The organism is Kitasatospora sp. NPDC017646 (assembly GCF_044329365.1).
Lineage (GTDB): Bacteria > Actinomycetota > Actinomycetes > Streptomycetales > Streptomycetaceae > Kitasatospora.
Window position 1 is genome coordinate 49812 of the sequence record NZ_JBIRJC010000020.1, and the last position, 13600, is coordinate 63411.

The following is a 13600-nucleotide window of genomic DNA, read 5'->3' on the forward strand; positions in this document are numbered from 1 at the left end:
TCGACCCACGTACGGTAAGGGCGCCCCGGCCCCGTCCAGGCCGGGGCGCCGCCCCTGCGACCCACCTGGAGCCCGCCATGCCGCTCGCCCCCCTGTTCGCCGCCGTCGACATCGGCGGCACCAAGATCGCCGGGGCGCTGGTCGACGGCGACGGACGGCTGCGGCACCGGCTCCAGCTGCCCACCCCGGCCACCGAAGCCGGTCCGGCCGTGCTCGCCGTCGTGCACGAGGTGCTGGACCAGCTCGCCGGTACGCCCGACTGGGCCGCCGTGACGGCCCTCGGCATCGGCAGCGCAGGCCCGGTCGACCTGGCCTGCGGCACCGTCAGCCCGGTCAACATCCCCGGCTGGCGCGGCTTCCCGCTGGTCGCCGAGGTCACCGCGCACCCGGCGGTGGCCGCCCTCGGCCTGCCCGTCCACCTCGCCGGGGACGGCGTGGCGATGGCCGCCGCCGAGCACTGGCAGGGCGCGGCCCAGGGCGCCGACAGCGCGCTCTGCCTGGTGGTGTCCACCGGCGTCGGCGCCGGGCTGGTGCTGGACGGGGCCGTCCGACCTGGCCCCAGCGGCAACGCCGGGCACCTCGGTCACATCACCGTCGACCTGGACGGCGAACCCTGCCCGTGCGGCTCCCGCGGCTGCCTGGAGGGCCTGGCCAGCGGCACCGCGATCGCCCGCCGGGCACTCGCCGACGGCTGGCGGCCGCCCGGCCGGGACCGCACCGCCCGAGCCGTGGCCGCCGCGGCCGCCGCGGGCGACCCGGTCGCGCTGGCCTCCTTCGACCGGGCCGCCCAGGCACTGGCCGCCGGGATCGCCGCCACGGCCGCCCTCGTCGACCTCCACCGGGTGGTGGTCGGCGGCGGCGTCGCCACCGCCGGGGAGGTGCTGTTCGCCCCGCTCGCCCGCCACCTGGACCGCTACGCCGCCCTCTCGTACGTCCGCGGCCTCGACGTGCGCCGCGCCGAACTCGGCACCGACGCCGGGCTGATCGGCGCCGCCGCACTCTGCCGCTGAGCCTCACCCGGTCCCCCGTGTCCGCCGCCGTCCCACGGCCGGGGCGCGGCGGCACGACAGCACGGCACCGGCCCGGAGGCAGGCCGACCGGCAGGATCCTTCGCGGAGTCGGCTTGCCTCACGACGGGCCGGTCCGGCACCGGCCCCGCTCGACTCAGGCCGGGAGCGGGTGCCCGAAGAGCAGGTCGTAGCCGTCCGGCAGCTGCTCGATCACCCGGTCGATCAGTTCCTCCGGAACGAGGTCGGCCACGGTGCTGAGCACCGCCCCGATGTCCCACTGCGCCGTCGCCGGCGTCGCCCCGTCGATCCAGCCGACCACGGCCTCCACGAAGCGCTCGGCGGTCAGCGGCTCGGCGGCCGGCTGGGCGTCCCGGAGCAGCGAGGCGTACGTCCCGGGCAGCGCGTCGGCGAGGTTCAGCCGCTCCGCGCCCACCAGGTGCTCGCCCAGCAGCCCGAGCACGACCCGGGCGGCGTGGTCAGCCTCGGCCTCGCCCCCGTACTCGCCGCGCTCAACGACGCGGGCGAGGAAGTCCTGCCAGGAGATGGTCATCGCGTCCTCCTTCCGGTCGGCGGGACCCGGCCGGGTCCGCGGCGGCCGATGGTCCGCGGAGCCTGCCTCATCGCAGCCCGTGACCCCCGGGGGACGTACCGGTTCCCGTGCTGCTCAGCGTACTGCGGTCCGGCCGGGCCGAGACCCGCCGATCCGGCGGGGCCCGAAGGCTGAACGGAACCTTGACGCCGGGGCCGGGACCAGGACCGGGACCGGTCGGGCGGATCGACGCCGTTGTCGATCACGCCACCGGCCCGCGCCGTCGTCGGCGCGGGAACGTGCGGGTCAGCCCGCCGAGGCGCGAACCCGTCTGCGCGAGCCGCGCGAGGAGCCGACCCCCGCACCGGAACGCGCCGCCGTCCGTTGGGCCGGCGCCATCGGCTGCGCCACGGCGACCACGCTGTCGCCACACGCCCTGTCCGACACCCGCTCCGCCGTGGCCGTCACCCGGTCCGCGACGCGCTCCGCGACGCGCTCCGCGAGCCGGTCCGCGACGCGGTCCGACATAAACGCCGACAGAAAGCGCCGCTCGTTCGGGCTGAGTTTGCGCGAGCGACCGGATTCCCGGTCCCGCGCGACCACGACGGTCCGCGCCCGCATAAAGGTGAGCGGTTCGCGGCAGACATTCACCTCGACATGGGCGGAACTCCGCCCGATCCGTTCCACGGTCAACCGCACCGACAATGGTTCGGGGCGGTGGTGCAGCTGTTCCAGATAATCGATCTCGTGCCTGGCGATGATGAATCCGGACGGGAACAGCGATTCCCGCACGGCGGTCGCGTGGTGGCAGAACAGGTCGTAAATCCCCTCCTGGATGTAGCCGACCAGCCGGGCGTTGTTGATGTGCCCGTTCTCGTCGACGTCGCTCCACCGGGTGGGGCAGGACAGCACGTGCACGCCCGTGTGCAGCGCGCTCACTGCTGCGTCAGCCCGGCGCCGGCGCTGGTGGGGAGCAGCGCGCGCCGCAACCTGGCGTAGTAGCCGGAGTGTTCGGCCGCCATCCGGGCAGCTGTCCAGCCCTCCTCGGCGGCCTCGGCGGCCGCTTGGACGACCAGGCTGTCGAGCACCCCGTCGACCGACCGGCACAGTTCGGCGACCGCGGCCAGGCGTTCGGTCACATCCGCCGTGCCGGCCGCGTTCCGGGCCGGAAAAGCCGCCAACGATTCGACCGCGAGCTGCAGGTCGTCGATGACGTCCGCCCGGCTCTCCTCCGGTGAATTCCGCATTCTTTTCTCCAGGACCAATTCGGGCCGTTACGGCCCGGTAACTGACGTTCGATTACACCCTGAACGGTGTCGGCCCCCCGACGCCATCGACGCTATCCCAGTCGACGCGGCTCCGCAGAAGGTTTTCGGACGGTGACGGGAAACTGACTTCCATCGGAGTAGTTTGCGGGGGTACACAATATGCCCCGTCAGCCGAACGCGGTAAGCAGAACGGGTGGTATCGCCGACCCGCCGAGCAAGATCGACTACAGTCCGTCACTGATCTGCTACTGGGCTTCCCACCACCGCGCCTTGTACAGGCGGGTTCCGCGCAGGGTCCGCACGCCCTCCGGGCGGTGCAGCCGGATCGCCGAGGTGCACCAGTCGCACGGCGCGAGGTGGTCGGGGGCGACCGTGAGCAGCCGCCCGGTGCCGGGGTCGTCGCCGATGCTCTTGACGTCCCGCTCCGCGGCGGGGTCAGCCAGGTGGACGGGCGTGAAGCGGTCGGCCGCCGGGTCGTACTGCCACAGACCGCGCAGGGTGCTCAGCCAGAACGGACCGGGCGCGGCCAGCACCGGCGCGAGGTCATGGCCGCCCCGGTCCGGCAGCGGGGCGGTGCGGACGGCGGTCAGCGTGGGCGCGGCCGGGGTGCCGCCCACCCGCAGGGCGACCAGTGCCTCGTCCCCGAGTACCCAGAGCAGGCCGGACGGCCCGTCCCAGAGCACCCCGTGCGCACCGGGCAGCCCGAACTCGGTGTACGCCGTGGCGCGCGGCCCCTGCGAGGCCGCGTACAGCCGCACCCAACCGCCGCTCGCCACCACCGCCACGTTGCCGTCCGGGAGCAGCTCGATGCTGTGCGGGTTGACCACCGGGCCGAGGTCCGCCGCCCAGCGGGACCGGCCGGTGGCGGTGTCGACGACGGCGGCGAGGCCGCCCGACGCGGTCGTGAGCAGGTAGCGCCGGCCCTGCCGGATCCGGCTCTTCGCCTCGTCCGGACCGGTCCAGCTGCTGGCCGGCGAGAGGTCGGCGAGGTCCGGTGCCCGGTCCGCGGTCCAGGACCACACCACGGACAGCTCGTCGGACCCCTGGTGGGCCATCAGCTCCTCGGCGCTCTCCAGTACGAACACCCGGCGGGAGCCCTGGTCCGCGACCACCACCTGCCACCGCTGCGCCCCGGCCTCCGCCCGGCCCGCGGGCGTACCGAACAGCAGGGCCAGGCCCAGGACGGACAGCGTTCTCCTCAGCACACCCCCACGCTGGCCGCTTCCCTGCCGCCCCGCAGCCCGGCTCGGCCGAACGGCGTCGGGCCCCGGTCAGTGCCGCCCGGACACCCGCCGTTGCGCCCCGAAGCGCCGTACCCGCAGAACCGGCGCTCCAACAGGGCCACCCGCAAAGACGGTTCGGCCTTCGTCGGGTAGTACGCGGTCCAGAGCCCGGTGCACCCGCCCGCGACGATGCACACGCCCACGTCCCCGACGCGGGCCCCGGCTCCGACACTCCGCCCGCCGCGTACCAGAACGACACCCTGCCGTTGACCGCCGCCACCGGCCCCCGTCACCGACCCGCCCGGACGCTGTCCCGGCCCGATCACGGCGAACCACCCCCACCCTGCTGGGATCCCGCCCCGGACCACCCCCCCCCGTCAGTCCTCCAACAGCTCCAGCACCCGCGTCCAGGCGTACGCCCCGGGCACGAACTCCGCGATCCGCACACCCATCCCCCGCAACCTGGTCAGGCTCTCCTCGTACGCCGGGTGCGCCGCCTGAGCCGCACTGAGACACGGCTGAACCGCCACCGGAATCCCCCACCCGTACGACTCGCACAGGATCCCGAGCGCGAGCGTGTCCGAGATCCCGGCAGCCCACTTGTTGATCGTGTTGAAGGTCGCAGGAGCCACCACGACCGCGTCCGGATCCGGCAGCGGCCGGGGATCCCCCGGCTTCCGCCACGCCGAGCGAATCGGGTACCCCGTCTGCGCCTCGACGGCGCCGACATCGATGAACCCCGTCGCCTGCGGAGTCGCCACCACCCCCACCTCCCACCCCCGCCCCTGCGCCGCCGAGATCAACTCCCCCACTCCACCCGCAACCCCCGCCGCACACACCACGACGTACAGCACCGGCTTCCTCGCCCCGCCCATCTCCCGGCCTCCCCTCTCGTCATCGGCAGAACGCCCATCCGTCACCCCAGTGTGCCCGCGCCCGCGTGCCCGTCGGCGCGGGCGGCTCGTCGGTCCGGAGCGTCGAAGCATTCGGAAACCGGTGCCGGAACCGACCGAGCGAATGCTCGTCGGCGGTCGGCGTCGGCCGTGCACCCACCGGCCCGTCAGCGATGTGCCGCCACCAGCTCCGCCGCGGCGTCCGCGCACCCCCAGCTCAGCGTCACCCCTGCCCCGCCGTGCCCGTAGTTGTGCACGGTCCGAAGCCCGTTTTCCCTGTCCTCGGCCTCCAGCCGCACCCCGCCCCGGCGGTCGGGGCGCAGCCCCGCCGGGCGGCCGATGATCTCGGCCTCGCGCAGTTCGGGGACGTGGGCGGCGCATCTGGCGAGGACCGCCTCGGCCGTCCGACGGTCGGACCCGAGGTCCCACGTGCCCTCCTCGAAGGTGCCGCCCAGGACGACGTCCCGGCTGCGGGGGTGGACGTAGGTGTAGCCGGCCGGGTCGTCCTGGATCCGCAGGGAGGCCCGCAGGCCGGGGTTGCGCACCAGGACGAGTTGGCCGCGTACCGGCCGCACCGTGTCGTCGCCGCACAGCTGGCGGGCGCCGAGGCCGCTGGCGTTGACGGCGACGGGCGCCCAGGCGCGGGCCTGGTGGAGGGTGTCGAGCCGCCGGTGGACGACCTCGCCTCCGCCGTCGAGGAAGCGGCCGAGCAGCCAGGGCAGGTAGAGCGGCATCTCGACCGTCGGGGCGGTGAACCGCCAGCCGTCCGCGTACGCCGGGGCGAGTTCGGACGGCCGCAGGCGGCGCAGGTCCGGGACTCCGGCGCCCCACCAGGGCTCGGCAGCAGCCTCCTGCCGTCGGAGCGCGGGCATCCAGGTGTCGCGCATGACGACTCCGGGCACGCCGTCCCCGGCCTGCCGGGCGAGTTCGGCGAAGGTGGCGGCCGACCACGTCGCCACCCGGTCGCCGGCCTCCACCCCGACCGGGTACCAGACGGCCGCCGCGACGGCCGAGACCGTCGACAGCAGTCCGTCCGCCGTCACCACCACGACCCGCAGTCCCCGCTCCTGGAGCCGCAGCGCCGTGGTGAGCCCGATGACCCCACTGCCGATCACGACGACGTCCACACCGATCCCCTGCCCCTTCACCCTGACGACACCCGCTCGGTTCCAGGAAAGCGGGACGGTCCGCGAGGCGTCCAAGACCAGTTCCGTCGCCCCGCGATAAGGCGCCCTTATCGCCACGGACGGCCCGGTCGCCCGCCGGCCGCCACCACCGCGCGACGGCCCTACCATCGACCGGTGGACCTTCGCCGAATGCGCTACTTCTCCGTCCTGGCCGAGGAGTTGAACTTCACCAGAGCCGCCCGCCGACTGCGGGTGGCGCAGCCTGCGCTGAGCCAGCAGATCCAGGCACTGGAGCGGCAGCTCGGTGTGCGGCTGGTCGAACGAACCAGCAGGGGCTGCACGTTGACCCCGATCGGCAGCGCGGTCGCCGAGGAGGCCCGGCAGGTGCTGCGCCAGGTGGCCGAGGCCGACCGGCGGATCACGGCGGTCGCCCGGGGGCAGCAGGGGAGCCTGCGGGTGGCGTACACCCGCTCGGCGCGCGGGGGCGTCTGCGACAGCCTGATGACCGAGTTCCGCGACCGCTACCCCCGGGTGGACGTCGCCCTGCAGACCGGCTGGACGGCCCACAACGTCGGCGAGCTCCTCGCCGGGCGGCTGGACGCGGCCTTCGTCCGCCCGCCGCTGGACGTCCCCGAACTGGCCTGCCGGGTCATCGCCGAGGAGGAGCTGCTGCTGGCGGTTCCGTCCGGCCACCCGCTGGCCCACGGCCGGAGCCGGGTCGAGCGCAGCCGCATCGGCGACGAACCGGTGGTGCTGTGGCCTCGCGACAACGGCCCCGGGATGCACGCGTCGATCACCGGGCAGCTGTGGCCCGACGGGCCGCCCCGGATCGTCCGCGAGGAGCCGGACGACGAGCAGCTGCTGCTGGCGGTGGCGGCCGGGCACGGCATCGCGCCGATCCCGGAGGGCCGGGCCCGGGTCTTCCGGATTCCGGGTGTGAGCCTGCGCCGGCTGACGCGCCCGGTGCCGACCGTCACCCTGGGCCTGGCCCACAACCCCCGGACGGCGTCGCCCCCGGTCCAACTGCTGCTCGCCATGGCCCCGCAACTGCCCGGCACGGCGGAACGGCCCTGAACACGTCGGCCCGCCCCCGGACACCGGCAGGGGCGGGCACGACGGCTGCGGGGGGCGTCAGCCGATGGTCGAGCCGGTGACCGGCTCGGACAGCGCGACGGTCTTGCCGTTCGCGCCGGTCTTGACGAACTGCCAGGTGAGACCGTTGATCACGCCCTTGCCCAGCGGGGCCAGCTTGGCGAAGGCGGGCTGGCTGAGGTCGATGTGGGTGGAGTCACAGGACGGGCACTGGTCCTTCACCGGGACGGTGATGGTCTTGCCCTGGTACGTCACCTTGACCGAAATGCCCTTGCACACAGGGTCGTTGTTGGGGTTGGCGGAGGTCCACCAGGTGTGCGAGACGGCGACCAGCATCTGGTTGGAGGCGTTGATCTGGGTGCCGCAGGCGCCGTAGCCGGCGTCGGTGTAGTAGGTGGCCTTCCCGTTCATGGGCTTGTTGATCGGTATCGCGGCGCTGGCGGAGCCGGCCGTGAGGGCGATGAGGGCGGCGGCCGCGAGCGGGGCGCCTGCGAGGATCCTGAGGTTCTTGCCGATGGCGCGCATGGTTCGTTCCCTCCGGTTCGACGATCCCGGGGAAGTCGTGGGCATGACAGGCGCAACTCGCCGAAGCTGCGCCGCAGTTCGGCGATCAGACGCCCGATGCCCGCCCGGTGGAAGGGAACGTATGCGCTCCACCTCGGCATGGTCCAGACCTCTATGATGTTGTCATGAACACAAGGCAAGAACCTTTACCAATAGGGCCGAAGGGGCGAAGATGCGTGACCGCACCGCCGTTCGGGGTGTTGGCGGGTCGTCACCCCCGTCCGTTCCGGAGGCCGCCCCCATGCGCACCGCACTCCCCGCCACCCTGGCCCCGACCCTCGCAGCTTCCCCGGCGGCGGCAGTACGGGCATCGGCGGTCCCGCGCACGGTGAACCAGGGCTACAGCATCCCGGTGGGCGGCGTCACCGACCTCGGCGCGCTCCCCGTCCTCGGCAGCCTCGGCCTGGACTTCGCCCGCCCGCTCGACCAGTAGGCCGGCCCGCAGGCCGACGGCCCCCCGATTCCGGAAGACCACGGACCGGTGCCACCCGCCCGGGTTACTCTCGACCCGCGCGGTGCTCCGTCCGCGCTGCCGACCGAGGGGGAACACGTGATCGGGGACCTGCTGCCGGACGTCGTGGTGACCGAGGTGGCCTACGACGACCCGCCCGAGGCGCGGCTGGAGCCCGCCGAGGAGGAGGCGATCGCCCGGGCCGTGGACAAGCGCCGCTGTGAGTTCACCACCGTCCGCCACTGCGCCCGCACCGCCCTGGACCGCCTCGGCGTCCCGTACCGCCCGCTGGTCCCGGGCCTGCGCGGCGCGCCGAGCTGGCCGGACGGCGTGATCGGCAGCCTCACCCACTGCGACGGGTTCCGCGCCGCAGCCGTCGCCCGGACCGGCACCCTGGCCTCGGTCGGCATCGACGCCGAACCCGCGCTGCCGCTCCCGGAGGGCGTCCAGGAGGCCATCGCCCTGCCCGTCGAGCAGCAGCGGCTGGCCGAGCTCACCGCCGAACGCCCGGGCACGCCGTGGGACCGCATCCTGTTCAGCGCCAAGGAGTCCGTCTACAAGGCCTGGTTCCCGCTGACCGAGCTCTGGCTGGACTTCCAGGAGGCCGAACTCGACCTCTGCCCTGACGGCACCTTCTCCGCCCGCCTGCTGGTCCCCGGCCCGGTGGTCGGCGGCCGCCGCCTCGACGGCTTCGACGGCCGCTGGGCGGTGCGCGACGGGCTGCTCGCCACCGCGATCGCCGTCGAGCCGTAGCCGCTGGTCGTCGAGCCGTAGCCGCTCACCGTGGCGCCGTGGCCGTCCATCGCCCCGCTCACCGTGGCGCCGTGGCCGTCCATCGCCCCGACCGTTCGCGGCCGGGGCATATCCTCGTCCGCGTGACGGAGACCTATGTGATCGACGGCAACGAGATCGGCACCCTGGAGGACTTCTGGGACGTGGTCGGACGGACGATCGGCGTCGACGGCTACTTCGGCCGCAACCTGGACGCCTTCGCCGACTGCCTGAGCGGCGGCTACGGCACGCCCGACGACGGCGACTACGTCATCGAGTGGCGCAACCACGAGGTGTCCCGCCGCGAGCTCGGCCACCCGGAGACGGTCCGGCAGCTGGAGCGGCGGCTCGCCAAGGTCCACCCCACCAACCGCGAGCAGGTCGCGGCCGAACTGACCGCCGCCCGGGCGGGCGAGGGGCCGACGGTCTTCGACTGGCTGGTCGACATCATCGAGGAGCGGCACCCGGGCGGCCTCCGGCTGGCGTGACACCACCGATGGCTCACATCACGTCAGACAACCGGACGAACCGCCGCCCCGCCGCCAGCAGCCCCGGCACCGCCGCCGCCATCCCGGGGGCGGTCCCGCCGCCCGGGTGGTTCATGTGCCCGATGACGACCGCCCCGGGCGGTGCCGACTCCACCTCCTGCCGCACCTCGGAGGCGGGCAGGGTCGCCCCGCCGTCCCCGTTCACGCTGAAGCCCACTACGCGTTCGCCCAGGTCGGCGACCACCCGGGCGGCGACGTCGTCGTAGTGGGCAGTGCCGGAACGGAAGAACCTCGGCGGGTGTCCGAGCAGCCCGGTCAGCTTGTGGGCGTTGCCCGTCACCTCGTCGTACACCTCGCCGACCCCGCCGGTGCCGGCGATCCCGTACGCCGAGCGGCCGGCCACCGAGAGCGGGCGGTGGACGGTCCCGTGGTTGGCGATCTCGAACAGCCGGTCGGCGGCGAGCTGCTCGAAGACGTCCGGGTTGGCGTCGATCCAACGGGTGTTCAGGAACAGTGTGGCCGGGACCTTCCGCTCGCGAAGGAAGTCGATCAGATCGGCGTCGTAGCCGTTCCCGCCGGGTCCGCCGCAGGCGTCGAAGGTCAGCGCCACCGCACGCTCGCCCTTCGGCAGCTCGGTGACCACGCCGGAGACCTGTAGCCCCCACTCGCTCGGCGCCAGGGCCCCGTAGCGCTGGACCGTCTCGGCCCGGGTCGGCGCCAGGGCCCCCGTGGGCACGGTGGCGGAGGCCCTGGCCGGCGGGGCGGCCGACGGGGTGGCCGACGCACTCCCGGCCCCACCCGCCGCAGGACGCGCGGACACACCGGCCGAAGGCACGGCTGACGGGCTGCCCGACGAGCCGGCCGCCCCCGCAGCGGACACTCCCAGCGGGGCCGCCCCGCCGCCCTCCGCTCCCCGCCCCGCCCGGCACCCCGCCAGCGCGCCCCCGGCCACCACCGCCGCCAGCAGCATCCGCCGACTCAATGTCACACCAGCCTCCCGATCGCCCCATCGCCACTTGCCATACGAACCGACAACATGACTATGAACCGACGATTCGTCACTTCCCGCAACTCGCGCCCGCCCTCACCCCCCACCCCGGCCCGGGGCCCCTTCACCGACCCGACCCGTCCCGGTGGGCCCCGCCTCACCCCCGGTTCACCCCCGGGGGTAGGCGAGCCGGCGGACCCGCCGACCCCCAGCCCGGAGGCCCCGATGCCCGCCGACCCCGCTCACCCCGCCCGCCGCGCCCTGCTCCGCACCGGCCTCGCCACGGGCGCCGCCACCGCCCTCGGCCTCGCCACCGACGCCGCCACCGCCGGCTCCGCGTCAGCGGCCCCGGCCCAGGCCCCGGCCCCGGCCCGCGGCGACCGCACCCTCACCCTCACCGGTCACCTCCCCACCGGCGCCCCCGACTTCGTCCACCTCCCGATCGAAGTCCCCGACGGAGTCCGCGAGATCGCCGTCTCCTACGGCTACGACAAACCGCAGGTCCCCGCCGGCACCCCCGGAAACGCCTGCGACATCGGCATCTTCGACGAGCGCGGCACCGACCTCGGCGGGGACGGCTTCCGCGGCTGGTCCGGCGGCTTCCGCACCGAGTTCGCCCTCTCCCGGGGCGCCGCCACCCCCGGCTATCTCCCCGGTCCGATCAACCCCGGCACCTGGCACATCGTCCTCGGCCCCTACCAGGTCGCGCCGCAGGGTCTGGACTACCGTGTCCAGGTCACCCTCCGGTTCGGCGAGCCGGGGCCGGCGTTCACCCCGCACTACCCGTCGGAGAGGGCCCGCGGTCGCGGCCGGGCCTGGTACCGGGGCGACTGCCACCTGCACACCGTGCACTCCGACGGGCATCGCCTGCCCGAGGAGGTGGCCGCCGGTGCCCGTGCGGCCGGCCTGGACTTCATCGTCTCGACCGATCACAACACCAGCTCCTCGCACGCCGTCTGGGGCCCGCTGGCCGGCCCCGACCTGCTGGTCATCACCGGCGAGGAGGTCACCACCCGCAACGGCCACTGGCTGGCCCTGGGTCTGGAACCCGGCCGGTCCGTCGACTGGCGCTACCGCTGCCGCGACGAGGAGTACCCGCGCTTCGTCCGCCAGGTCCACCGCTCCGGCGGCCTGGTGGTCCCCGCGCACCCGTACTGCCCTTACGTCGCCTGCCAGTGGAAGTTCGGCTACGAGCAGGCCGACGCCGTCGAGGTGTGGAACGGGCCCTGGACGTACGACGACGAGTCGGCCGTCGACACCTGGGACGCCCGCCTCGCCGTCGCCCTGCGAAGCGGCGGCCCCGGCGGCGGCCCCGGCGGTGGCCACGGCGGCCGCTCCTGGCTGCCCGCCATGGGCAACAGCGACGCCCACAGCGACCCGCAGGTCATCGGTCTGCCCCACAACGTCGTCCTGGCCGAGGACCTCACCCGGGACGCGGTCCTCGACGGGCTGCGCGCCGGGCGCAGCTGGCTGGCCGAGTCCGCCGCCGTCAAGCTCGACCTCACCGCCACCGGGAACGGCCGTCAGGCGGGCATCGGCGAGGAGCTGACCGTCCCGGCGGACGCCCCGGTGGACGTCCGGCTCACCGTCTCCGGCGTGCCCGGCGGCACCGCCCGCCTGATCACCGACGAGGGGCAGATGCACCAGGAGTCACTGCCCGCCGACGGCTCCGGCACCGTGGTGTGGCGCACCACCGCCTCGCTCGCCGCGTACGTCCGCGCCGAGGTGCGCCACCCGAGGGCCGACGGGACGCCGGGCAAGGGCAACTCGATGGGCGGGGACCTCCCCTGGGGGCCGATGGCGGCCCTCACCAACCCGATCGTGCTGCGCGCCGAGGACCGCTGAGAGCCGCCGCCGACCTGCCCGCGGACCGGCCGTTCCTCCGCCACGGACCGGGAGGGGGGACGACTCGGAGCACCCGTTTGGACTAGGTTGATCCCCGAAACGCATCAGTCGTAGGGACGAGGCGGTCGGCTGTCCGCATCCGGGCCGACCGGCTCCTTCGCACTCCCACCGCCTCGCCCCGGCTACCGACCGAACCCGACCGACCCGTCCGTCCCCGGCCCGCGAAGGGATCAGCAGCTGTGAACCGTACGACCGTAGGTGGGCCGGAGCTCGGGGGCGGCCGGGGCGCCGGGGGCGTCCTCGTCCTCGTCGACCCCTCCGGGGCCGGGAACAGCCCGGTCGCGGGGCTGCTCGCCCAGGAGCTGCACCCGAGCGTCCACCTGCGGACGGACGACTTCCTCCAGGTCATCCGCAGCGGCCGGCTGGCGCCGCACCTCCCCGAGGCCGCCCGTCAGAACGCCACCGCCCAGGCCGCCGCCGCCCAGGCCGCCTTCGCCTACGCCACCGGCGGTTACCAGGTCGTCGTCGAGTGCCCCGAGGCCCCGGCCTCCCTCGACACCTTCCGCCGCGAGAGCCGCACCACCGGCGCCGCCCTCCACTACGTCGTCCTCACCACCGGCGCCCCCACCACCCCGTACGAACTCGACACCACCCCCCTCACCCCCGACTCCACCGCCAAGTCCGTCCTCACCGCGCTCACCGCCCGCACCCACCTCCTCGGCTGGTGAACGGACGCGGGCCTACGCCCCCACCACCCCGTCGATGCCCTCGCGCAGGAAGTCGGCGTGTCCGTTGTGCCGGGCGTACTCGTGGAGCAGGTGGAGCATCACCAGACGCAGCGACACCTCTGCCTCCCAGCGGGGCTGGTAGCCGGTGACGTCGAGCGAGGGGGCGGCGAGTTCGATGCGGCGGGAGTGCTCGACCTCGGCCTGCCAGGCGGCGAACGCCTCGGCGCGGGTGGCCCCGGTCGTGTCGTAGGCCACCTGGTAGTCGCCGTCCTCGGACCACACCAGCGGGATGTCCTCCGCGTCGATCACCCGGCGGAACCAGGTGCGCTCGACCTCGGCCATGTGCCGCACCAGCCCGAGCAGGCTCAGCGTGGACGGCGGGCTGGAACGTTCCCGCAGCTGTTCGTCGGTGAGGCCCTCGCACTTCATGGCGAGGGTCGCCCGGTGGAAGTCCAGGAAGCCGCGCAGCATCTCGCGCTCGCCGCCGGTCAACGGCGGTACGGGTCGGTTGTCGGTGTTCATGGGGTCGTCACTCCTCGCGGTCGGCGGTTCCCCGCGGACTGTAGCGAACGGAGCGCCCGCCCGACAGCGCGTTTCGGGGCCCCGGGACCCGGCAGCCCCTG

The 13600-nt window shown here is 74.3% G+C and carries 17 protein-coding genes; 7 read left to right on the forward strand and 10 right to left on the reverse strand.

Going from position 1 to position 13600, the window contains the following annotated elements; genetic code table 11:
* Positions 1-77 precede the first annotated feature (77 nt).
* Positions 78-1010, forward strand: a complete 933-nt coding sequence (locus ACH4J0_RS27435) for an ROK family protein (protein ID WP_396243268.1) — start codon at positions 78-80, stop codon at positions 1008-1010.
* A gap of 154 nt (positions 1011-1164) precedes the next feature.
* Here the strand turns inward: ACH4J0_RS27435 and ACH4J0_RS27440 are convergent, their stop codons facing one another.
* From ACH4J0_RS27440 to ACH4J0_RS27470, 7 genes are all read right to left on the reverse strand, one after another.
* Complete coding sequence (locus tag ACH4J0_RS27440; RefSeq protein WP_396243269.1) at positions 1165-1560, reverse strand: DUF2267 domain-containing protein; 396 nt, start codon at positions 1558-1560, stop codon at positions 1165-1167.
* A 285-nt stretch (positions 1561-1845) separates the two neighbouring features.
* Positions 1846-2478: an acyl-CoA thioesterase gene (locus ACH4J0_RS27445; protein WP_396243270.1), complete on the reverse strand. Its 633-nt coding sequence runs from the start codon at positions 2476-2478 to the stop codon at positions 1846-1848.
* A complete protein-coding gene (locus ACH4J0_RS27450) occupies positions 2475-2786 on the reverse strand; it encodes a hypothetical protein (protein WP_396243271.1) in 312 nt (103 codons plus the stop codon). The genes ACH4J0_RS27445 and ACH4J0_RS27450 overlap by 4 nt, the downstream gene beginning before the upstream one ends.
* Before the next feature lie 266 nt (positions 2787-3052).
* Positions 3053-4012: a DUF6528 family protein gene (locus ACH4J0_RS27455; RefSeq protein ID WP_396243272.1), complete on the reverse strand. Its 960-nt coding sequence runs from the start codon at positions 4010-4012 to the stop codon at positions 3053-3055.
* Positions 4006-4398 (reverse strand): FAD-dependent oxidoreductase, encoded by a 393-nt coding sequence (locus ACH4J0_RS27460; protein ID WP_396243273.1) that lies wholly within the window; start codon positions 4396-4398, stop codon positions 4006-4008. Before ACH4J0_RS27460 ends, ACH4J0_RS27455 begins: the two co-directional genes overlap by 7 nt.
* Before the next feature lie 9 nt (positions 4399-4407).
* Positions 4408-4905 (reverse strand): flavoprotein, encoded by a 498-nt coding sequence (locus ACH4J0_RS27465; protein ID WP_396243274.1) that lies wholly within the window; start codon positions 4903-4905, stop codon positions 4408-4410.
* A gap of 185 nt (positions 4906-5090) precedes the next feature.
* Positions 5091-6050, reverse strand: a complete 960-nt coding sequence (locus tag ACH4J0_RS27470; RefSeq protein ID WP_396243275.1) for an FAD-dependent oxidoreductase — start codon at positions 6048-6050, stop codon at positions 5091-5093.
* A 174-nt stretch (positions 6051-6224) separates the two neighbouring features.
* Here ACH4J0_RS27470 and ACH4J0_RS27475 point away from each other — a divergent pair, with 174 nt between their 5' ends.
* The gene (locus ACH4J0_RS27475; RefSeq protein ID WP_396243276.1) at positions 6225-7124 is read left to right on the forward strand and encodes a LysR family transcriptional regulator; all 900 of its coding nucleotides are present in this window, start codon (positions 6225-6227) and stop codon (positions 7122-7124) included.
* 57 nt (positions 7125-7181) lie between these two features.
* On the opposite strand, the gene ACH4J0_RS27480 is transcribed toward ACH4J0_RS27475, so the two are convergent.
* Positions 7182-7667, reverse strand: a complete 486-nt coding sequence (locus ACH4J0_RS27480; RefSeq protein WP_396243277.1) for a cysteine/serine endopeptidase inhibitor — start codon at positions 7665-7667, stop codon at positions 7182-7184.
* Positions 7668-7947: 280 nt separating this feature from the next.
* On the opposite strand from ACH4J0_RS27480, the gene ACH4J0_RS27485 reads away from it, so the two are divergent.
* From ACH4J0_RS27485 to ACH4J0_RS27495, 3 genes are all read left to right on the forward strand, one after another.
* Entirely contained in the window at positions 7948-8139 is a 192-nt protein-coding gene (locus ACH4J0_RS27485; protein WP_396243278.1) for a hypothetical protein, read from the forward strand.
* A gap of 117 nt (positions 8140-8256) precedes the next feature.
* Positions 8257-8910 carry a 4'-phosphopantetheinyl transferase gene (locus tag ACH4J0_RS27490; RefSeq protein ID WP_396243279.1) on the forward strand — a complete coding sequence of 218 codons (654 nt, stop codon included), beginning with the start codon at positions 8257-8259 and terminating at the stop codon, positions 8908-8910.
* Positions 8911-9032: 122 nt separating this feature from the next.
* A complete protein-coding gene (locus tag ACH4J0_RS27495; RefSeq protein ID WP_396243280.1) occupies positions 9033-9416 on the forward strand; it encodes a barstar family protein in 384 nt (127 codons plus the stop codon).
* Positions 9417-9429: 13 nt separating this feature from the next.
* Here the strand turns inward: ACH4J0_RS27495 and ACH4J0_RS27500 are convergent, their stop codons facing one another.
* Positions 9430-10152: a polysaccharide deacetylase family protein gene (locus tag ACH4J0_RS27500; RefSeq protein WP_396243281.1), complete on the reverse strand. Its 723-nt coding sequence runs from the start codon at positions 10150-10152 to the stop codon at positions 9430-9432.
* Between the two features lie 477 nt (positions 10153-10629).
* Between ACH4J0_RS27500 and ACH4J0_RS27505 the strand changes: the two genes are divergently transcribed.
* Both ACH4J0_RS27505 and ACH4J0_RS27510 read left to right on the forward strand, forming a co-directional pair.
* Positions 10630-12249, forward strand: a complete 1620-nt coding sequence (locus ACH4J0_RS27505) for a CehA/McbA family metallohydrolase (protein WP_396243282.1) — start codon at positions 10630-10632, stop codon at positions 12247-12249.
* Positions 12250-12488: 239 nt separating this feature from the next.
* A complete protein-coding gene (locus tag ACH4J0_RS27510; RefSeq protein ID WP_396243283.1) occupies positions 12489-12977 on the forward strand; it encodes a hypothetical protein in 489 nt (162 codons plus the stop codon).
* Positions 12978-12989: 12 nt separating this feature from the next.
* Here the strand turns inward: ACH4J0_RS27510 and ACH4J0_RS27515 are convergent, their stop codons facing one another.
* Entirely contained in the window at positions 12990-13499 is a 510-nt protein-coding gene (locus ACH4J0_RS27515; RefSeq protein ID WP_396243284.1) for a DinB family protein, read from the reverse strand.
* Between the last annotated feature and the right edge of the window lie 101 nt (positions 13500-13600).

Excerpts from the sequence above, each read along its gene's own strand:
- ACH4J0_RS27435 (WP_396243268.1), top strand. The coding sequence starts at position 78 with ATGCCGCTCGCCCCCCTGTTCGCCGCCGTCGACATCGGCGGCACCAAG.
- ACH4J0_RS27440 (WP_396243269.1), bottom strand. The coding sequence starts at position 1,560 with ATGACCATCTCCTGGCAGGACTTCCTCGCCCGCGTCGTTGAGCGCGGC.
- ACH4J0_RS27450 (WP_396243271.1), bottom strand. The coding sequence starts at position 2,786 with ATGCGGAATTCACCGGAGGAGAGCCGGGCGGACGTCATCGACGACCTG.
- ACH4J0_RS27465 (WP_396243274.1), bottom strand. The coding sequence starts at position 4,905 with ATGGGCGGGGCGAGGAAGCCGGTGCTGTACGTCGTGGTGTGTGCGGCG.
- ACH4J0_RS27480 (WP_396243277.1), bottom strand. The coding sequence starts at position 7,667 with ATGCGCGCCATCGGCAAGAACCTCAGGATCCTCGCAGGCGCCCCGCTC.
- ACH4J0_RS27485 (WP_396243278.1), top strand. The coding sequence starts at position 7,948 with ATGCGCACCGCACTCCCCGCCACCCTGGCCCCGACCCTCGCAGCTTCC.
- ACH4J0_RS27505 (WP_396243282.1), top strand. The coding sequence starts at position 10,630 with ATGCCCGCCGACCCCGCTCACCCCGCCCGCCGCGCCCTGCTCCGCACC.
- ACH4J0_RS27515 (WP_396243284.1), bottom strand. The coding sequence starts at position 13,499 with ATGAACACCGACAACCGACCCGTACCGCCGTTGACCGGCGGCGAGCGC.